An 18,862-nucleotide genomic window follows, 5' to 3' on the forward strand; every position below is an offset into this window, starting at 1 on the left:
TTGCTAAAATTGGAGGCGTATGTTAATTTTGTCGGACATTACAACATCTTGAGCAAGGTGATGGAAAAGGTTTATCAACACAAAGAGTTAGAGGCGCGATGGCAGACCTATTGGCGCGAGCGGCAGACCTTTCGGGTTGTCGAAGAGAGCAGCCGTCCGAAATTCTACTGCCTGGAGATGTTCCCGTATCCCTCGGGCCGGATTCATATGGGACATGTCCGGGTCTATGCGATCGGCGATGTGATTGCCCGTTTTAAGCGGATGCGCGGTTATAACGTTCTCCATCCGATGGGGTGGGACGCCTTCGGCCTCCCGGCGGAAAACGCCGCCATTCAGAAAAAGGTCCACCCCGCCGATTGGACCGCCCAGAATATCGCTTACATGCGAAGTCAGCTCCAGAAAATGGGGCTCTCCTATGATTGGGATCGCGAAGTCACCACCTGTCAGCCTGACTATTACCGCTGGAATCAGTGGTTCTTCATCAAAATGTTCGAGCGCGGATTGGCCTACCGAAAAATGGCCTCGGTGAATTGGTGTCCTTCTTGCGCCACCGTCCTCGCGAATGAACAGGTCATCGAAGGGCATTGCTGGCGCTGCGATACGGAGGTGATTCAAAAAAACCTGGAGCAATGGTTCTTCCGGATTACCGCCTATGCCGAAGAGCTTCTCGCCGAGTCCGAGCATCTCACCGGATGGCCGGAACGTGTTCTGGTGATGCAGAAGAACTGGATCGGAAAGAGTCGCGGCGTCGAGGTCGTTTTTCCTCTCTCAGATCGGCCGGAACGGCTGACCATCTTTACGACCCGTCCCGACACCCTCTTTGGGGTTACCTTCATGAGCATTGCGCCGGAGCACCCGCTCCTTCCCGCGCTCATCGCCGGCCGGCCGGAAGAGGCTGCGGTCCAAGCCTTCGTGGAGAGGATAAAAGGACAGGACAAGACCGTCCGGACCGCGCTCACCCAGGAGAAAGAAGGGGTCTTCACCGGCACCTATGCCGTTCACCCGATCTCAGGTGATCGGGTTCCGATCTGGGTCGCCAATTTCGTCTTAATGGAATACGGCACCGGTATCATCATGGCGGTCCCGGCGCACGATCAGCGCGATTTTGAGTTCGCCCAAAAGTATCAGCTGCCGATTCGCATCGTCATTCAAAACCCGTCGGGAAGCTTGTCGCTGCCGCTGACCGCCGCTTATACCGAGGAGGCCGGCACCCTGGTCGACTCCGGCCCGTTCACCGGCCTCCCCCCCACCGCCGCCCAAGAAGCGATTGCACGGTTTGTCGAGCAGAAAGGGATCGGGAAAGAAAAGGTCCATTACCGTCTTCGCGACTGGGGGATCTCGCGGCAGCGCTATTGGGGAACGCCGATTCCGATTCTCTACTGCGAGCGCTGCGGCGTGGTCCCAGTTCCAGAATCCGATCTCCCGGTGATGCTGCCGAAGGATGTTCCGTTTACCGGAAAAGGGGGATCGCCGCTGCTGGAAAGCCCTTCTTTTCTCAATGCAGTCTGCCCGAAATGCGGCGGAACGGCCCGCCGGGAGACCGACACGATGGACACCTTCGTCGACTCCTCGTGGTACTTTCTCCGCTATACCTCGCCCCATGAGACATCGGCCCCGCTTCGCTCGGATCAGGCGGAGCGCTGGATGCCGGTCGATCAATACATCGGCGGGATCGAGCATGCCGTCCTCCATCTCCTCTATTCTCGCTTCTTCACCAAGATCGTCCGCGACCTCGGCTTGATCAAAATCGGCGAGCCGTTCGCCAATCTTCTCACGCAGGGGATGGTGATCAAAGATGGCGCGAAGATGTCGAAATCGAAGGGGAACATTGTCGATCCCGATCGCCTGATCGAAACCTATGGGGCCGACACCGCCCGCCTCTTCTCCCTGTTTGCAGCCCCGCCCGAGAAAGATTTGGAATGGAGCGACGAAGGGGTGCAGGGGGCTTCCCGTTTTCTGCAGCGGGTTTGGCGGTTGGTCCAAGAGTTTGCCGAATCACACCGGTCGGCGGGGAACGCCCCCGGGACGACCGACTTCTCCCATGCCTCGCCCCGGGTCAAACAGATCCGGCGGATGACCCATCGGACGATCCAGAAGGTCACCGACGATATTGAAAAGGGATTCCAATTCAACACCGCCGTCGCGGCGTTGATGGAGTTCTACAACGCCCTCTCGCGTGATTCATCGGCCGGTCCGCCTACGGACGAGGAGAAGCGCGCCCATCGGGCGGCCTTCGCAGAAGCGCTCGATCAATTGGTTCTACTCCTCTCCCCCTTTGCGCCGCACAGTGCGGAATCGCTCTGGGAAGCGCTCGGCCATTCTCCGTCCATTTTAGAGAAGCCGTGGCCCTCGTATGATCCCGCTTGGACGGAGGAGGAAACGACGGAGGTCGTCGTTCAAATCAACGGCAAGGTCCGCAACCGCTTTTTTGCGCCGTCCGGCACCGCCGACGAAGCGCTGAAAACACAGGCGCTCTCCGATCCGAAGACGCAAGCCTGGATCCAAGAACATCCGATCCGAAAAATCATCGTGGTCAAGGGAAAATTGGTGAACATCGTCTTATGAGAGGGGCGATTCTTCTTCTGATCATCGGCCTCTTTGGATGCGGATATTCCGCCGCAAACCATCCAACGGTCGACCCGGGCCGCGAGATCTCCATTCCTATTTTTGAAAATGGAACCTTCGAGCCGCTGTTGGAGCAACGGGTGACGGAGAGCTTTAAAGAGACCTTCCTGAGACGAGGCTGGAAGGTGACCGGGAAGCGGGATCAGCCGGTGATGCGCTTGAGTGGACGGGTTTTTGTCTTTGAGCGAATCCCGATTTCATTGGCCCTCAACGCCCAGGCGCAGGAATACCGTATTCGAATCGGCTTCGAATATACCCTCCTCCTCCCCAACAGCGATCCACCCAAACAGAAAGAAATTGCAGAGGCGACCGCCGAGTACATCGCGCGGCCCGATCCACTGACCGACCGGGCCGCGGAGGATCGCGCGATTCGAGAAGCGGCAAAACGCTTGGCCGAACGGGTCGCCGATCGGCTCATTGTGAAAGCGCCTCCTCCAATCCCTTCCACCCCAGAAAAACCGGCAGGCGGATGACCTATCTCGAGGCGTTAAAACATCTGGAGCAAGGGCGCTTCTCCCCCCTCTACTTTCTCATCGGCGAGGAGCCTTTTTTTACCCAGCAGATCCTGAACCGATTCCGCGAGAAGGCGCTCGACGAGACCGCCCGGGATTTCAATTACGATCAATTTCAAGGGGAGGAAGTCAATCCGGAAGAGGTCGTCATGGCGGCGAAAACCTTTCCGGTGATGAGTCCTCGCCGGTTCATCCTGATCCGGAATGCCGATTTGATTAAGGACGATCGGGAGACCCTCCTCGATTATATTGAGCAGCCCTGCGAGACGACCCTGTTGCTCTTCGTTGCGGCGAAGCCCGACCTACGAAAAAAACTTTTCGCCACCCTGAAAAAAAAGGCGACCGTTATTCAGTGCACCCCGCTCTCCGACTCGGCGGTGCCGGGCTGGATCGCGCAAGAGGCAAAAAAGAAGAGGATTCATCTCTCGGAAGAGGCGGTCTGGTACCTGAAAGAGCATTTGGGTAAAGACCTTTTTTTGATCGACCGGGAACTCGATAAGCTTGCGCTTCATCTCTCGGACAACCAGGAAGTGTCGCTGGAGGCGGTTCAACAGCTCATCGCAGGAGGCCGAAGCCATTCGGTCTTCGAACTGCTCCGGGCGCTGGGAGAAAAAGACCAAAAGGGGGCCTTTTCTCTCCTCTCCGCCCTTTTGGGGGAGGGGGAGGCGCCGCTGATGATCCTGGCGATGTTAACCCGGCAGTGGCGTCTGATGGCGGTGGCGAAAGAGTCGGTCGATGCAGGAGCGTCGGAATCGGCGACGGCGAAGAAGGTCCCGATGCCGCCGAGCCTCTTTCCCCTCTTCCTAAAACAGGTCCGGCGTTGGAAGCGGAGCGAGATCCGAAGGGCATTCGATCTCTCCCTGGCGGCAGACACCCAATTAAAGGGTGGGAAACAGTCGGCCTCGCTCGTCCTTGAGATGTTGATTCTAGACCTCTGTCCCCCCACGCCCGCATTGCAACGGAAGGGCTACACCCTCCCCTTCTTAGATGCGTAATCGGATGCAACGCAGCCACAGATCACGGACGGATCGGTAGGGTGCGAGACCTCGTGATATGGAGGATCGGGTAAGGTCGTCTTCTACAGCAGATCAGATATAATGTTATGCGGAAGGAGCGCCTGCCGACAAAAACTTATTGACCCTTGCCGCAAGGCGAGAAATCTTTCGCGAGGCGCGCTTTGCAGGGATGACCCCTTTCGATGCGGCACCATCGATAGAGGATGCTGCTTCTTTAAGGGCCGCTTTGACGCGATCCGAATTCTTTTCGGAAAGGGCCGTCTGAACCTTTTTGATGGCCGTTCGGACGGAGGAGAGAACACCTCGGTTTCGCTGTTTTCTCTTCTGGGCCTGTCGCTCTCTCTTTAGTGCAGATGGATGGTTTGCCACAATCAGATCTCCTTAAAATCATAAAGTAAACTTGGTTTTTAACATAGGCTGTGATGGAAAGTCAAGGAAAAAGCCTGGCCGCTCAGGTGCAAGTTGAAAAAGGGGTGGCCGGCGCCGCGGGGATCGTGGCGCTCGGAACCTTCATCAGCCGGATCCTGGGATTCATTCGGGACATGGTCCTTGCGAATCTTTTCGGCGCCACGATTGCGGCCGATGCCTTTTATGTCGCCTTTCGCATTCCGAACATGCTCCGAGAACTCTTCGCGGAGGGTTCAATGTCGGCGGCCTTCATTCCGGTTTTTACAGAATACCTTTCAAAAAAATCACGAGTCGAAGCGAAAGAGCTGGTCGCCGCCGCCTATTCCACCCTTCTTCTCCTCCTCTGCACCGTCGTGGCGCTCGGGATTGTCTTCTCTCCGAACATTGTTCAATCGATTGCGCCGGGGTTTGCCCGAGACCCCTCTCAGTTTTATCTAACCATTACATTGACACGGATCATGTTCCCTTTCCTCCTCTTTATTTCTTTGGCGGCCCTCGCGATGGGAATTTTGAACAGCACCCGTCACTTCGCCCCGCCGGCGCTCGCTTCGGGCATTTTTAATGTGGTCAGCATCTTTTTTGTTTTCGGTTTTACACCGCTGCTTCGCGAACCGGTGTATGGCGCGGCGATTGGCGTCGCCCTCGGCGGCCTCGCGCAATTTTTGATTCAGGCGCCGGCGCTGTATCAAGAAGGGTTCTCACTCTCCCTCCGCAAGCCGACCTGGCCGCTTCACCCGGGCGTGGCCCAGATGGGTCGGCTCCTTCTGCCGACGACCCTCGGCCTTTCGATCACACAGATCAATGTGTTGGTCAACACGCTGCTTGCCTCCTATTTGGCAGCAGGAAGCGTCAGTTATCTTTACTATGGCATGCGGCTCATTCACTTCCCCCTCGGCATCTTTGCCGTCGCGCTCTCGACTGCGCTCCTCCCGACCTTATCAGCCCAGGCCGCTCAGAACGATATGGAAGGGTTGCGCCGGACCTTCTCCTTCGGTCTCCGACTGGTCTTCTTTATTACTTTTCCTGCCATGGTCGGATTGATTCTCTTCCGGGTCCCGATCGTTCACCTTCTCTTTGAACATGGGGAATTCGGCCGACAGGCGACCCTCGGGACCGCCAGCGCGGTCTTGTTCTATTCAATTGGACTCTGGGCATTTGCCGGAATTCGGATTGTCGTCCCCGTCTTCTACTCACTGCAAGATACGAAGACGCCGGTCAAGATCGGGGTTGTTGCAGTCATCGTCAATGTCGCCCTTAATTTGGCTCTGATGGTTCCGCTTGCGCATGGCGGATTGGCATTGGCGACTTCTTTGGCGGCGATACTGAATTTTACCCTCTTATTAATCATCCTCAGAAAACGGATCGGACGCATTGATGGCAGAAGGATTCTTCAATCCCATATGAAGGTCATCCTCGCGTCGCTCTCCGTTCTACCGATTTCTCTCCTGGTTAATTATCAGTCGATTTGGCTCTCAAAAGGAAACGGGCCCCTTAAGGTGGCGATATTAAGCGCTGCCATTGTTACAAGTGCCTTCTGCTACTTTGCTATACAAGCAATGCTAAAGAGTGAGGAGTACTACTTCATATATACCTTGCTAAAAACCCGCCTTTCTAAAAGAAATCAAAAAGCCTCTTAATCCTTTTGTACATCTCTGACTAAGTTTGTCCATATATAGTACTAAAGATGTAGCCTTCATGTAGAATTTATTCATTCAAGCATATAGCATGGCTTTAATAATTGTCTTGACACAAATCATGCTAGCTGCTATAAATTTTATATAGAGGTGTTTTGTGGAAGACTTTAAAGACATTATTGCAGGTCTCGAACAGAGAATTCACGTCTACAAGTCAAAGCTCCAGGAGCTTCAGAAAAAACGTGAAAAAATTGAGGATGAAATAAAGACGATTAAAAAGTATCTTGAACTTGCAGAAACCCTCTACCGTGTTGAGGTGGAAAAAGCAAGATACCTCCCCTCGAATTCCCTGACCACGGATGCCGAAAAAGAAAAAAGCGGCAAGTCCGCTGAGTCGCATGACCACTCAAAAGAAATTCTCCTAGAAAAAACAAAGTATGCCGGTCTTTCGGTCCCACAGGCCGCTTTTTTACTTTTGAAAGAAACAGGCAAACCGCTGCACGCAAAAGAAATCTACCAAAGATTAACGGAAGGGGGTGTGCGCATTCGGGGAAAAACACCCGTGACCTCCGTTGCCATCTCTCTTTCAAGGGATAAAAGGTTTAAGAAAATCGCACCGAATACTTTTACGCTTGTTGAGGAGACAGGGCCGGAAACCCTGTTAGATAAAAACCCTACCAAAGAGGGTCATGAAAGGGGGTGAGAGAGAATTGCCGACAAAAAAGAAGACCGCCACAAAGAAAAAAGCGACCAAAAAGAAATAGCATTGCAAGATAGAAGTGGGGGGGCCCCCCGGGGCCCCTCTTTTATTTTGCCCGATTGGATTAAATGGCAGGAGAAAGAGGAGAGTAGGCCGGCTGATAAGCAGATCCGGTATAGGATTCGACCGGAGAAATCGCGTCGATCACTTTCCATGTTTTTTTGTTTTTCAGGATTTCTCTCATCAGCTTTGCATGAAGCAGATGTCCCGAGCAACTCGCTTTGATTCGACCCAGAATCGGCATTCCCAACAATGAGAAATCGCCAATTAAATCAAGAATTTTATGCCGGACGAATTCATCCGGAAACCGGAGACCCTGCTCGTTGAGAATTTGATCCTCCCCGATCACGATCGCATTCTCCAACGAACCGCCCCGCGCCAACCCTTGAGATTGAAGCATCTGTACATCTTTTAAAAATCCGAATGTTCTCGCAGGAGCGATCAGATTGACAAAGGCTTCTTGATCGTGCCGATAAAGATATGCTTGATTCGAGATTAAGGGATGATCGAATTGAATCTCGTAAGAGATCTCAAAAGAGGAAGAAGGATAAACAGCAATCGTTTTCCCCTTCTCGGAGATACTCACCGGCTCGACCAATTGAATCACTTTTTTTGCCTGACGCTGCTCAACAATTCCGGCTTCAGATAAAAGTGCGGCAAACGGAGCGGCACTCCCATCTAAAATGGGAACCTCTGCGCCATCTAATTCAATGAACAGATTATCAACTCCGAATGCAGATACCGCCGACAGGAGGTGCTCAACCGTTTGAACAACCGCCCTTTCCACCCCGAGAGTGGTCGATAAGTGTGTGGAGATCACGTGAGAAGCATCGGCGGGAATCATGATTCCACCCAGGTCTGTCCTGAGAAAAACGATGCCGCTTCCCTCGGGGGCGGGGAGGAGCTTCAGATGGATCATCTCTCCGGAATGAAGGCCTATTCCGTAGCAAGCGACTTCTCTCCGGATGGTCTGTTGCTTTATCACTGATGGCATCTTCACGCATCTCCAATGGGACTATACAGCGGCGGCTGAATAACGGCGCTGCAGTTATATTTAGCAACTTACATGCCTATTGATGCGAAAATCCAAAAAAAAATTAATTAGCCTTATCAATAATCTATGGTTAAGATGCCTTCTCGCTCGATAGCAACCAGACACCGGGTTGTTGTAAAAATGATACGATTCAGCTGAATCTGTTGTCTTTAAGCAACGAGACTTCTACTTTTAAGGGAGTCAATCGTAGCGATAGAGCGAGTCCCTTCCAGATCGACATCACCGAACAAAAAGGTTAAGATAATGAAAATGCGGATTCTCTATGCCCTTCTATGATTGATCAGGCTGAAAAAAACATCAATATCGTAATGGCCACGGCAGAGGCATCCCCTTACGCAAAAACAGGGGGATTGGGGGAGGTGGTCTCCGCCGTTTCAAAAGCCTTGGTCGGACAGGGCGTCTCCGTGTCCGTTTTTCTTCCCCTTTATGGCCACATCGACCGTGACCATTTCGCTTTAAAATCGACCGGTCGATCGATCACGGTTCCCCTGTCCGATCGGCGAGAATCGGGAGAAATCTTTTACAGCAACCGGGCAGGTGTTCATTATTATTTCATTCGACATGATCCATTTTTCGACCGATCTAATCTCTATGGAACGAATGAGGGAGATTACCCCGACAATGCGGCACGCTTTGTTTTCTTTTCTAAGGCGGTGCTTGAATCGATCCGGATCCTCGGGCTTGAGCCCGACATCCTCCATACCCATGACTGGCATACCGGCCTCCTCCCCCTCTTTTTAAAAAGAGAGGGAGCAACCGACCCTTCTTTCCGGAACATTGCCAGCCTCTTTACCATCCATAACCTCGGCTACCAGGGAATCTTTTGGCATTATGACTGGCATCTCCTCAACCTTCCCTGGGACTATTTCACCTCCGAGGCCTTAGAGTTTTATGGAAAAATTAATTTTATGAAAGCCGGGCTCGTTTTTGCCGATGCCCTTTCAACTGTTAGTCCGCGATATGCAAAAGAGATCCAGACGGCCGAGTACGGCTGTCAGTTGGAAGGGATCTTAAGAAAGAGAAGAAAAGATTTATATGGTATCCTCAATGGGATCGATACCGCAGAGTGGGATCCCTCGCGAGATTCTTATATTGCAGCCACCTACAACAGCAAATCGCTCGAGGGAAAGGAAGTGTGCAAAGCGGCCCTTCAGAAAGAGACCGGTTTGCCGATCAGGAGGGAGATCCCCCTTCTCGCGATGATCACCCGTCTGAGCGAGCAGAAAGGGATCGATTTGATCGACGCGGCCTTTGAACAGATCATCGGGGCCGGCGTTCAATTGGTCGTCTTAGGAAGCGGCGACAAAGGATACGAAACACGGCTTCAATCGTTGGCCCAGGAATATCCTCAACAGGCGGTGGTTAAGATCGCCTATGACCACACCCTGGCCCATCGAATCGAGGCCGGTGCCGATCTCTTTTTAATGCCGTCTAAATACGAGCCGTGTGGCTTGAACCAGATGATGAGCCTCCGCTATGGCACCGTTCCGGTCGTTCGCGCCACCGGAGGCCTCGATGACACCGTCACCCCATTTAATCCGAAGACATTAAAAGGAAATGGGTTTAAATTTAATTCCTATACACCGACCGCGTTTTTTAGACAGATTCAGCAGGGGTTAACACTTTTCAGAGAAAAAAAGAGGTGGCAGTCGTTGATTCGAAACGGAATGGAGGGAAATTATTCCTGGGATAACTCCGCCGAAAAATATATCCGGCTCTATCAATCGCTTCTCAAAAAGAAAAGAGGGGGGAGATGAAAATCGGTGTTTTAACCGGAGGCGGCGACGCCCCGGGGCTGAATGCGGTGATTCGCGCGATCGTCAAAACGTCCAAGGTCAAATACAACTGCGACGTCATCGGTATCGAGGAAGGGTTTGAGGGGCTTCTTTCGCCGGTTAAAGTCAGGCCGATGACCCCCTGGACCATCCGCGGGATTCTTCCGACCGGCGGGACGATTCTAGGGACAACCAGCACCATCAACCCGATGCAGATGACCAGAACCGTTGACGGAAAACAGGAGCAGTTTGACCTCTCGGGTGAGCTGAAAACAAACATCGAGGCGCTCGAGCTCTCGGGATTGATCGTCATCGGCGGAGACGGAACCCTCAAGATCGCCGATCACCTTTACAAGATGGGAATTCCAACAATTGGGATTCCGAAAACGATCGATAACGACATCCCCGACACCGATTTGACTTTCGGGTTCCATACCGCCGTCAACACCGCCACGGAAGCGCTCGATAAGCTTCATACCACGGCGGAGAGCCATCATCGAGTCATTGTCGTCGAGGTGATGGGACGATATGTCGGATGGATCGCGCTGGAAGCCGGCCTGGCCGGAGGAGCCGATGTCATCCTGATCCCTGAAATTCCTTTTCAACTTGATTTAATCTGCAAGAAAATTCTGTCTCGTTATGAACAAGGAAGCCGCTTCTCGATTGTGGTGGTGGCGGAAGGGGCCAAGCCGGTCGGCGGCGAGATGTCGATCCTCAAACGTTCTGAGACCGGCTATGCGCTTCGCCTCGGTGGCGTCGGAGACAAGGTTGGGGAAGAGATCAGCCGCTGCACCAAGATGGACGTCCGGGTGACCGTTCTCGGTCATATCCAGCGGGGCGGATCACCCACCCCCGATGATCGCATTTTAGCGACCCGCTTTGGAGTGGCCGCAATCGACCTGTTCGCCCAGGGCCGATTTGGAGAAATGGTCTGTTTAAAGGGGACCGAGATCTGCTCCGTTTCCCTGTCGGAGGCCACCCAGGGCCTGAAGTTCGTTCCTGCCGACGGCGAGATGGTCCGGACTGCAGAATCGCTTGGGATCTCATTCGGCCGATGAATATCCCTTCCATCCCGTCTCGCTCTCTGCGACACCAACAGGAAGTCTTGATGGTCTCCACCCTCTCCCAGCAATGGTATTGCGAGAAGAAGGTCGATCTCGCCTTGCAATTTCCAGGGGTAGAACCTCCCTCGCCGGCAATGGAGATCGGGACCGAAGGACATGCAGCGCTGGAAAAAGGGGCAACACCGATAACCCGGGAAGAGATCGAGGCGTCCCTCCAACGGGACGAGCGGCTCACCCTTTTTGAATTCCCGATGGAGGGAAGGTGGGACGAGATTCCGATTTGGGGTCGGCCCGACCTGGTTCAATTCGAAGGACGGTCGGTCCGTCTGTTAATGGAATTTAAATTCTCCCGCCGCTCGGATCTCTTCCCTTCGCAACAGACGCAAGCCAACCTTTATGGTTGGCTTCTCCAACAGAATCACTTTGCGATCGACGCCCTCCTCTGCGCGGTCGCGATCTTTCCCCCGGAACGCGCGATCACGAAGACCTTGCCACCCGATCTCATTGAAAGACTTCTGGAGGGGACGGAGCGGCTCCGGGCAAAGACGTCACGGCTGGGGATGTCGCTCCTTCGCCAAGAAGGAGAATTCACCCTCCATCTCTTTCCCTTTCGTCCGAAACTTGCCGAACGGAACTTGAAATGGGCCGTCGACTACTGGCAGGGGAAAAGGGCGCCCGAATCAAACGCCTCCGTCAACAAATGCCGCATCTGCCGATTCAACGCTGAAGCACTTTGCGATCGGGCGTTATCTCCCTTCACTGCTTAACGGCTTCGATAAAAACAACCGCCCCTCAGACATAATCCTTATGGTTTTATCACAACCTTGATGCAGCCATCTTCTTTATCGTTAAAAATCCGATAGCCCTCCGGTGCGTCATCCAACGACATCCGGTGTGTAATGATAAAGGTCGTATCGATCTCCCCCTTTTTAATCCGGTCGAACAGTATTCGCCCTTCAGGGAATTTCTTGTTAAGAAAAACCGAAGTCGGAGTGATGTTGCACGAGCAGGTGAATCGGAGAGACCGAACGCTGAATTTTAAAATCAGATCATTTTAAAAGAACCTACAAGTGACATGATTAGACAAAGTTCTGAGGGTCGATGTTCACCTCCAACCGGACCCCCTTTCGCTCCATTCCCTTCCAGCGATTCAAGCTCTCCTTGAGGATGGCCGCGATCTTCCTCTGCTCTTTTCCTTTAAGCAAAATTTGATATCGGTATTCTCCGCGCAGGCGCGCCAGCGGCGCCGGCGCCGGGCCGAGGAGGGACACTTCTCGTTCCGCATCTCCTTTCTTCGGAGGGGGAAGAACCTGTGAAATGAGATCGCCGAGAGCGGCCGCTCGATCGGCCACGCGCGCCTCCTCAACATGGCTGAGAAGGAGCAGGGTCAAGCGGTAAAAAGGGGGATAACCCATCTCTTTTCGGAAAGCGATCTCCCGCTCATAAAATCCGGAATAGTCATGTGCCGCCGCGGCCGCGATGGCATCGTGCTGCGGCTGGAACGTTTGGATCATCACCTCCCCGGGCCGCTCGCCCCGGCCGGCCCGGCCCGACACCTGGGCCAAGAGTTGAAAGGTCCGTTCCGCCGCGCGAAAGTCGGGAAAGTGGAGCGAGAGGTCGGCGCAGAGGACGCCGACCAGCGTCACCTGTGGAAAATCATGTCCCTTCGCAATCATCTGCGTGCCGACCAGAAGGTCGATCTCCCGCTGCGCCATCGCCGCCAGGATTTTGTGATGTGCTTCTTTTTTCTGGGTGGTGTCGCGGTCCAACCGAGCGATCCGGGCCGCAGGGAAGAGCTTTCGAAGTTCTTCTTCAACCTGCTCGGTTCCGATTCCAAGGTGGATCAAACGAACCCCTTGGCATTCGGGACACTCCGCCGGCGGAACCATTTGAAATCCGCAGTAGTGGCAGACCAGACGGGTCGTCTTCTTATGATAAGTCAACGAGACGCTGCAGCGGATACAATAGGGGAGATATCCGCAATCGCCGCAGAGAAGGGCGGGAGAAAAACCGCGCCGATTGATAAAGATCATCGCCTGTTCCCGGTTGTCGAGCCGCTTCCCGATCTCCGAGATCAGCGGCCGGGTAAGAAATGGCCGGACCCACTCCTCTTTCTTTCTCAGATCGATGATCTTGACCGTCGGCAACGGGCGGGCGTCGATCCGTCCCGGCAGATGGAGATACCGATACTTTCCGGTCTGACTGTTATGAAACGATTCGAAGGAGGGGGTCGCCGATCCCAACACAACCACCGCATTCGACTGCTTCGCCCGAACCAGCGCCATGTCCCGTGCATGGTAGTGAACCCCGTCTTCTTGTTTATAAGAGGCATCGTGCTCTTCATCGACGATAATGATTCCGACCTCTTCAAAGGGAGCGAAGATCGCCGACCGAACGCCGATTGCGATCTGTGCTTTTCCCTCCCGGACCCGGCTCCATTCGTCATAGCGCTCCCCCGGCGAAAGACCGCTGTGGAAGAGGGCAACCGCCTCCCCAAACCGGCTGTGAAATCGGGCGACCAGCTGCGCGGTCAACCCGATTTCCGGAACGAGGAGGATGGCGCCGCGCCCCAACGAGACCGCCTTTTCAATCGCGCGAAGGTAGACCTCTGTTTTTCCACTCCCGGTGATGCCGTGCAGGAGGAAGGGAGCAAACTTTTTTTCCTCCAGCGTCGAGACGATTTGATCGACCGCCCCCTGCTGTGCCGCATTGAGGAGGAGTTCCCCCTTCACCGGAAAGCCGGCGCCTTTGCGTGGAATTCGGGAGACAGCCTCTTGAGATTCTCCAATCAGCCCTTTCTCCAAAAGTCGCTTCAAAGGCGCGCGAAGCGACGCTTCAAAGGCAGCGACCGGGAGCGATCCTCCCGCCGCCCGAAGGATCTCGATGACCTGGGCCTGCTGCGGTGCTCTGCGCTGAAGAGAGTCCATCACAGAGGCAGTCTCGTCGGCCGCTTCAAGCAGGGAGACAGACCGCCGAAATTTCTTTCGGACGGCGGGAGGCATCACCTCCCATCGCTCGGTGATCCATCCTTTTTTCTTTAAGAGGGAGAGCGATCGCGGCAGGGAGGGTGCGGCGAACCGTTTGCGAAGGTCCGGCTCACTTTGGGACCCTGTTTCGTCAAGGAAGGAGAGAATCTCCTCCTGGAGCGAAGCCCGCTTTTCTCGATCAGCCTGTTTTCCTTCTTCCGTCAAATCAAAATGCCGGCAGACCACGGCATGGATTCCTTGTGGAAAAGCCCCTTTGATGACCGCTCCCATCGGGGCCAGATAATAATCGGTAATCCAGAGGAGCAGATCGAAGAGCCGGCGCGGGATCGACGCTTCGCCGTCTAAGACGGCGAGGACCTCTTTGGTCTCTGCTACATCGGGTTGATCGACCCGTCGGACAAAGAACGCCAGACGTTGGCTGCGGCCGAACGGAACCAAAAGGCGCGCTCCCGGTTCCAGCCGCTGCGGCTCCATCGTCGCCGGGAGGCGGTAATGAAACATACCGTCTGTCTCGGGAAGTGCGACTTCAATGAAATGAGGAGAGGGCATCGACCACAATGAGCAGGGTGTCATATCCGCCCTTCCTTCGACGATCTTCTATCGAAGAAAGGGCCTTTCTCGGGGAACGTTATTTTAACAACGTCAACCTTGCAAAACAAGAACAAAGCGCGTGAAAAACGACGCAATTCTCGTTGATCTTTTTACGACAACGCGTTACAATGGACGGCATATTTTATTATTTGGAGGTTCAGATGATTTTGAAAGGGCTTGCCACACTCTTCCTTGTGACGCTCTTCGCGTCCCCTTTACCGCTCCTCTCCCTTGCCCGCGCTGCGGACGACGAGATTGCCAACGTCAATGGCGCGTCGATCACCACGGAGGAATTTCAGAAACGGATGCAGCGATTGACCAGTGAGGGACAAGGGAATTTCGACTCTCCTGAGGGTAAAGAGGAGTTACTCGACATTTTGATCTCGCGCGAGGTCTTAAGCCAGGAAGGAAAACGGCTCGGTGTAGATAAAAAGAAAGAGGTAAAGGACCGGATCGACGAGCTGACCAAAGAAGTGATGATCAGTGAAGTGGTCAATCAGCTTGCCGCCGAAAAACTGACCGATGCCGAGATGAAGAAGTACTATAACAAGAATAAGGGTGAATTCAAGGAAGTACACGCAAGCCACATCTTGGTAAAAACGGAAGATGAAGCAAAAGAGGTAAAAAAGAAACTGGATCAGGGGGCCGACTTCGGCGCCTTGGCGAAGGAAAAGTCAACCGATCCGGGAAGCGCCCCCCGCGGCGGCGATCTCGGCTTTTTCACCAAAGATAAGATGGTCAAGCCGTTCGCCGATGCCGCCTTTGCCTTAAAGCCTAATGAGATAAGCAAGCCGGTTCAAAGCCCTTTCGGCTTTCACGTTATTAAAGTCACCGAGGCCCGGGAGCCGAAGAGTTTCGAAGAGCTCACCCCCGCCCAAGTCCAGGGACTCCGCGGTACGATGATCAACAATGAAATCGATCAACTCAAAGAAAAAGCAAAAATCAAGGTCAATAAAGATCGGCTTCAGAAAATCTCAACACCGGCCGCTCCTCCCATGGGGGGCCCCGGGGAACATTCCGGGGAGCATTCGATGTCCGCTCCTCCAGCGCAGAAATAACTTAAAAGGGTGAACATGCGAAAACTCTTTGGAACCGATGGGGTGCGTGGGATCGCCAATATCGAACCGATGACGGGGGAGATGGCGATGAAGCTCGGCCGGGCCGCCGCCCATATCTTCAAAAATAAGGCGGGACGCCACCGCATTGTGATCGGCAAAGATACCCGACTCTCCGGGTATATGCTGGAATCTGCCCTCATCTCGGGCATCTGCTCGATGGGGGTCGATGTGCTTGTGGTCGGGCCGCTCCCCACCCCCGCCGTCGCGTTTCTTGCCCGCAGTCTTCGCGTCGATGCCGGGGTGATGCTCTCCGCTTCGCATAACCCTTTTGAAGACAATGGAATTAAATTCTTTTCCCGTGAAGGGCTGAAGCTCCCCGACGAGATGGAACATCAGATCGAGAGCTTAATCTTCTCTGGAGAAATCGACAATATTCGGCCGACGGCGACCGAAATCGGAAAGGCCTTTCGCATTGAAGACGTCGAGGGACGATATATCGAGTTCGTGAAGAACTCCCTTCCGAAAGGGCTCGATTTTCAAGGGTTGAAAATCGTGGTCGACTGTGCAAACGGCGCCGCTTATAAGGTCACACCCATGGTCCTCAGAGAACTCGGGGCCGAAGTGATCGTTCTCAACGATACCCCCAACGGCACCAACATCAACCTCAACTGCGGCGCCCTTTATCCACAAGAGCTCCAGAAGAAGGTGATCGAGACGCGCGCCGACGTCGGGGTTGCCCACGACGGCGATGCCGATCGCGCTGTGCTGGTCGATGAGCGGGGGAATGTGGTCGACGGGGATGCACTCCTGGTTGCCTTTGCATTGGCCCTCCATGAGGAAAAAGGACTGAAGGGCGAGACGCTGGTAACGACCCTGATGAGCAATATGGGGGTGGAACTGGCCCTCAGGGCGAGAGGGATTCAGGTGGTTCGCACCCCGGTGGGCGACCGGTATGTTTTGGAACGAATGCTCAAGGACGGATACAACTTAGGGGGTGAGCAGTCGGGACATGTCATTTTTCTCGATTACAATACGACGGGGGACGGCCTCATCTCCGCGTTGCAACTTCTCTCCTTGATGAAACGGACCGGCAAGAAAGTTTCCGAATTAGCCGCTTGTATGACCGCACTTCCGCAGATCTTGAAGAACATCAAGGTTCAAAAAAAACCGGAGATCTCCGAAATTCCTGAATTCGAGAAAGCAATCGCCCATTGTGAAGAGAAGCTGAAAAACAAGGGGAGGATTCTCATTCGATATTCGGGCACGGAACCGTTGATACGGATTATGATTGAAGGGGAAGATCAGGCAACGATCACCGCAATGGCCGATCAGTTAGGCGAAATCGTTCAAAGGAAAATCGGTATCTCGAAGTGAGGACGTCACTGAGATGAAGCGATGGGGATTAACGGTCATTCCGCTCCTCACAGCCCTCTTTGCAGGGCTCTCTATACTCCACGCCTCCCCTTTGGATGACGTCGTTCGATCGCGGCACAACCTGGCCCTTCCCTCTCTTCCTCCTTCAAAGACATGCGCCATTTGCCACATCGACCCCCTCCCTGGATTCGCCGTCGTTCCGAAAGAAAATCCGGCCGAGTCGTCGCCCGCTCCCGCGGGAAAAACACCCCCTCCGCCCTTGTGGAACCGGGGGGCGGCGCTCCCTTACCACCTTGCGGCCAATCTTCCAGCGAAGCATCATCCTTATAACCAGCCGACCGGCTCTTCCTTGACCTGTCTTGCCTGCCATGATGGGGCCCTGGCAAAAGACATGCATGGTATCAATGTCGATCAGCCTCGCGTCGGGGCCTCGGCCTTCATCTCCAACGACGGGGGTCTCTCACGGCGAGAAGTCTCCCCCCTCAGCCGCGTCGATCATCCGATCTCGATCCCATATCCGAGAAAACCGAGCGGCCAATTTGTCCCCGAAAATCCGACCGTCACCTATGCTCGCTACTGGACGCTTCCGGATCTACGCCCGGAGGGGTATATTCTCCCCGAAACAGGATCTTCTTCGTACCTGGATCTCCCGAAAGAAAAAGTCTCCTCTCCGGAGCTTTTGTCAACACTCGTCCGGACGACGTCCGGCAAGGTGGAATGCGACAGCTGCCACAACCCTCACAACGAGAGCATCCGCCCCTTTTTGAGGGCCCCTTCCCCGTCCCTTTGCTTGGTCTGTCACGACCGGTAAGACCTCTTTATCGCCATAACTCATAAAACGATACTCCTCAGAGGAATACCAGGAGAGGCCGCTTTTTGCCCCCTTTTTCTTTCATCTTTTCTATAATCCTTCCCTTTTCTTGACAGGTTACCGATTTTTGTTATGGTTGTTGTAAGAGGAAAGGAGAGGCGATGAAACGTTTTTTTTATCGTGGAATCCTGTGGGGGTGGGTGCTTTTCTCCTCCATCCAACCTGTTTGGGGAAATGAAAGTCCGGAGGTCGAGGCGCTTTTCCAGGAATCACTCCGAAGTGATAATTACGAACGAAATAAAACGAATCTTGAGAAGATTATTAATCTCGCGCCTGATTCCGCTTACGGTCATTTTTCCAAAGGGTGGTTCTGGGCACAAGAAGAAAACTATCAGATGGCCGTCGAGGAATATCAAACAGCCCTTCAAGCACGCCCCTCTTTTGGAGAAGCGAGAAATAATCTTGCATCGGCCTATTTTCATCTTGGGAAATGGATGGAGTCGATTAAAGAATATGAAGAGGTCCTTCGGCAGCATCCAGATTGGAGCGAAACCTTCCTCAACTTGGGATCGGCCTATTACATGTCGGGCCGGCCTTTCGCCTCGATCCAGGCGTGGGAAAAGGCGCTTAGACTGAATCCCAATTTACCCATCGTCCACTACTATCTGGGACTCATTTTCGATCGGCTGGACAGGAAAACGGAGGCCCGTTTTCACTACCATCAATTCCTGGCGACGGCTAAAAATGAAGAGGAGTTTTCAGAATATATCGAACAGGCCTCGCAGCGCCAGTCCGATCTTTGGATCGAGCTGGGCCACGACCACACCTAACCGATTTGGTCCAGATATTGGAGATATGAGACCAGGCGAGGATAGGAAGCGCGATTGATCTCCGAAAAAGAAACTCCAAACGCATTGAAATTTCCATCCCGGCGCGTCCAGGTCACTTTCCCAAGTAGCTTCTCGGAAACGGCTTCCCCCGAGCGTTGAGGGAAGGAGATCTCCATGGTAATTGATTTTCCTGCCTCAACCAAATCCCGAGTATAACCGCCCAACCCTCCCCAGCCGACATTGGCGCGCAGCACTTCAATGCGCTCCCCTCCCTCCTGGGTCAGCACCACCTGGAAATTAAAACCATTCCGTCTTGCTTTGCGCTTCTCTTGCATTTTGTCAGCCTAAACAAACCCACCCGCT

At 53.8% G+C, this 18,862-nt stretch carries 16 protein-coding genes; 12 read left to right on the plus strand and 4 right to left on the minus strand.

From position 1 onward, the window contains the following. Positions 1-60: 60 nt before the first annotated feature. From HY282_13885 to holA, 3 genes are read left to right on the plus strand one after another with little or no spacing between them, the layout of a single operon-like run. Positions 61-2,565, plus strand: a complete 2,505-nt coding sequence (locus HY282_13885) for a leucine--tRNA ligase (GenBank protein ID MBI3804842.1) — start codon at positions 61-63, stop codon at positions 2,563-2,565. Then, positions 2,562-3,098, plus strand: coding sequence for a hypothetical protein (locus HY282_13890; GenBank protein ID MBI3804843.1), 537 nt, complete (start codon positions 2,562-2,564; stop codon positions 3,096-3,098). The genes HY282_13885 and HY282_13890 overlap by 4 nt, the downstream gene beginning before the upstream one ends. After that, positions 3,095-4,132, plus strand: coding sequence for a DNA polymerase III subunit delta (gene holA, locus HY282_13895; GenBank protein MBI3804844.1), 1,038 nt, complete (start codon positions 3,095-3,097; stop codon positions 4,130-4,132). Before HY282_13890 ends, holA begins: the two co-directional genes overlap by 4 nt. Before the next feature lie 105 nt (positions 4,133-4,237). Here holA and rpsT read toward each other — a convergent pair whose 3' ends face one another. Next, positions 4,238-4,522 carry a 30S ribosomal protein S20 gene (gene rpsT / locus HY282_13900; protein ID MBI3804845.1) on the minus strand — a complete coding sequence of 95 codons (285 nt, stop codon included), beginning with the start codon at positions 4,520-4,522 and terminating at the stop codon, positions 4,238-4,240. Positions 4,523-4,575: 53 nt separating this feature from the next. Between rpsT and murJ the strand changes: the two genes are divergently transcribed. Both murJ and HY282_13910 read left to right on the plus strand, forming a co-directional pair. Continuing rightward, positions 4,576-6,198: a murein biosynthesis integral membrane protein MurJ gene (gene murJ / locus HY282_13905; protein ID MBI3804846.1), complete on the plus strand. Its 1,623-nt coding sequence runs from the start codon at positions 4,576-4,578 to the stop codon at positions 6,196-6,198. A gap of 154 nt (positions 6,199-6,352) precedes the next feature. After that, positions 6,353-6,898 (plus strand): hypothetical protein, encoded by a 546-nt coding sequence (locus tag HY282_13910; GenBank protein ID MBI3804847.1) that lies wholly within the window; start codon positions 6,353-6,355, stop codon positions 6,896-6,898. Positions 6,899-7,019: 121 nt separating this feature from the next. Here the strand turns inward: HY282_13910 and HY282_13915 are convergent, their stop codons facing one another. Then, the gene (locus tag HY282_13915; GenBank protein ID MBI3804848.1) at positions 7,020-7,949 is read right to left on the minus strand and encodes a UDP-3-O-acyl-N-acetylglucosamine deacetylase; all 930 of its coding nucleotides are present in this window, start codon (positions 7,947-7,949) and stop codon (positions 7,020-7,022) included. Positions 7,950-8,281: 332 nt separating this feature from the next. Here HY282_13915 and glgA point away from each other — a divergent pair, with 332 nt between their 5' ends. Genes glgA through HY282_13930 form a run of 3 tightly spaced genes read left to right on the plus strand, consistent with a single transcriptional unit; the run spans position 8,282 to position 11,615 of the window. Next, on the plus strand, positions 8,282-9,766 hold the full coding sequence (gene glgA, locus HY282_13920) for a glycogen synthase GlgA (GenBank protein MBI3804849.1): 1,485 nt from the start codon (positions 8,282-8,284) through the stop codon (positions 9,764-9,766). Continuing rightward, the gene (locus HY282_13925; GenBank protein ID MBI3804850.1) at positions 9,763-10,842 is read left to right on the plus strand and encodes an ATP-dependent 6-phosphofructokinase; all 1,080 of its coding nucleotides are present in this window, start codon (positions 9,763-9,765) and stop codon (positions 10,840-10,842) included. Before glgA ends, HY282_13925 begins: the two co-directional genes overlap by 4 nt. A gap of 50 nt (positions 10,843-10,892) precedes the next feature. Beyond that, positions 10,893-11,615, plus strand: a complete 723-nt coding sequence (locus HY282_13930) for a hypothetical protein (protein ID MBI3804851.1) — start codon at positions 10,893-10,895, stop codon at positions 11,613-11,615. Positions 11,616-11,927: 312 nt separating this feature from the next. Here HY282_13930 and priA read toward each other — a convergent pair whose 3' ends face one another. Further along, positions 11,928-14,336 (minus strand): primosomal protein N', encoded by a 2,409-nt coding sequence (gene priA, locus HY282_13935; GenBank protein ID MBI3804852.1) that lies wholly within the window; start codon positions 14,334-14,336, stop codon positions 11,928-11,930. 251 nt (positions 14,337-14,587) lie between these two features. Between priA and HY282_13940 the strand changes: the two genes are divergently transcribed. The 4 genes from HY282_13940 to HY282_13955 all read left to right on the plus strand — a co-directional run bounded on the left by HY282_13940 (position 14,588) and on the right by HY282_13955 (position 18,499). Next, the gene (locus HY282_13940) at positions 14,588-15,484 is read left to right on the plus strand and encodes a peptidylprolyl isomerase (protein ID MBI3804853.1); all 897 of its coding nucleotides are present in this window, start codon (positions 14,588-14,590) and stop codon (positions 15,482-15,484) included. A gap of 15 nt (positions 15,485-15,499) precedes the next feature. Further along, on the plus strand, positions 15,500-16,858 hold the full coding sequence (locus HY282_13945) for a phosphoglucosamine mutase (GenBank protein ID MBI3804854.1): 1,359 nt from the start codon (positions 15,500-15,502) through the stop codon (positions 16,856-16,858). Between the two features lie 13 nt (positions 16,859-16,871). Then, positions 16,872-17,669, plus strand: a complete 798-nt coding sequence (locus HY282_13950; GenBank protein MBI3804855.1) for a cytochrome c3 family protein — start codon at positions 16,872-16,874, stop codon at positions 17,667-17,669. A gap of 161 nt (positions 17,670-17,830) precedes the next feature. Then, entirely contained in the window at positions 17,831-18,499 is a 669-nt protein-coding gene (locus HY282_13955) for a tetratricopeptide repeat protein (protein MBI3804856.1), read from the plus strand. On the opposite strand, the gene HY282_13960 is transcribed toward HY282_13955, so the two are convergent. Beyond that, positions 18,496-18,834: a PilZ domain-containing protein gene (locus HY282_13960; GenBank protein ID MBI3804857.1), complete on the minus strand. Its 339-nt coding sequence runs from the start codon at positions 18,832-18,834 to the stop codon at positions 18,496-18,498. The genes HY282_13955 and HY282_13960 overlap by 4 nt on opposite strands. Between the last annotated feature and the right edge of the window lie 28 nt (positions 18,835-18,862).

The organism is Candidatus Manganitrophaceae bacterium, assembly GCA_016200325.1.
GTDB lineage: Bacteria > Nitrospirota > Nitrospiria > SBBL01 > Manganitrophaceae > Manganitrophus.

Coding starts and splice junctions, on each gene's coding strand:
- HY282_13885 (MBI3804842.1), top strand. CDS start 61: ATGGAAAAGGTTTATCAACACAAAGAGTTAGAGGCGCGATGGCAGACC.
- HY282_13890 (MBI3804843.1), top strand. CDS start 2,562: ATGAGAGGGGCGATTCTTCTTCTGATCATCGGCCTCTTTGGATGCGGA.
- holA (MBI3804844.1), top strand. CDS start 3,095: ATGACCTATCTCGAGGCGTTAAAACATCTGGAGCAAGGGCGCTTCTCC.
- murJ (MBI3804846.1), top strand. CDS start 4,576: ATGGAAAGTCAAGGAAAAAGCCTGGCCGCTCAGGTGCAAGTTGAAAAA.
- HY282_13915 (MBI3804848.1), bottom strand. CDS start 7,949: ATGCCATCAGTGATAAAGCAACAGACCATCCGGAGAGAAGTCGCTTGC.
- glgA (MBI3804849.1), top strand. CDS start 8,282: ATGATTGATCAGGCTGAAAAAAACATCAATATCGTAATGGCCACGGCA.
- HY282_13925 (MBI3804850.1), top strand. CDS start 9,763: ATGAAAATCGGTGTTTTAACCGGAGGCGGCGACGCCCCGGGGCTGAAT.
- HY282_13930 (MBI3804851.1), top strand. CDS start 10,893: ATGGTCTCCACCCTCTCCCAGCAATGGTATTGCGAGAAGAAGGTCGAT.
- priA (MBI3804852.1), bottom strand. CDS start 14,336: ATGTTTCATTACCGCCTCCCGGCGACGATGGAGCCGCAGCGGCTGGAA.
- HY282_13940 (MBI3804853.1), top strand. CDS start 14,588: ATGATTTTGAAAGGGCTTGCCACACTCTTCCTTGTGACGCTCTTCGCG.
- HY282_13945 (MBI3804854.1), top strand. CDS start 15,500: ATGCGAAAACTCTTTGGAACCGATGGGGTGCGTGGGATCGCCAATATC.
- HY282_13950 (MBI3804855.1), top strand. CDS start 16,872: ATGAAGCGATGGGGATTAACGGTCATTCCGCTCCTCACAGCCCTCTTT.
- HY282_13955 (MBI3804856.1), top strand. CDS start 17,831: ATGAAACGTTTTTTTTATCGTGGAATCCTGTGGGGGTGGGTGCTTTTC.
- HY282_13960 (MBI3804857.1), bottom strand. CDS start 18,834: ATGCAAGAGAAGCGCAAAGCAAGACGGAATGGTTTTAATTTCCAGGTG.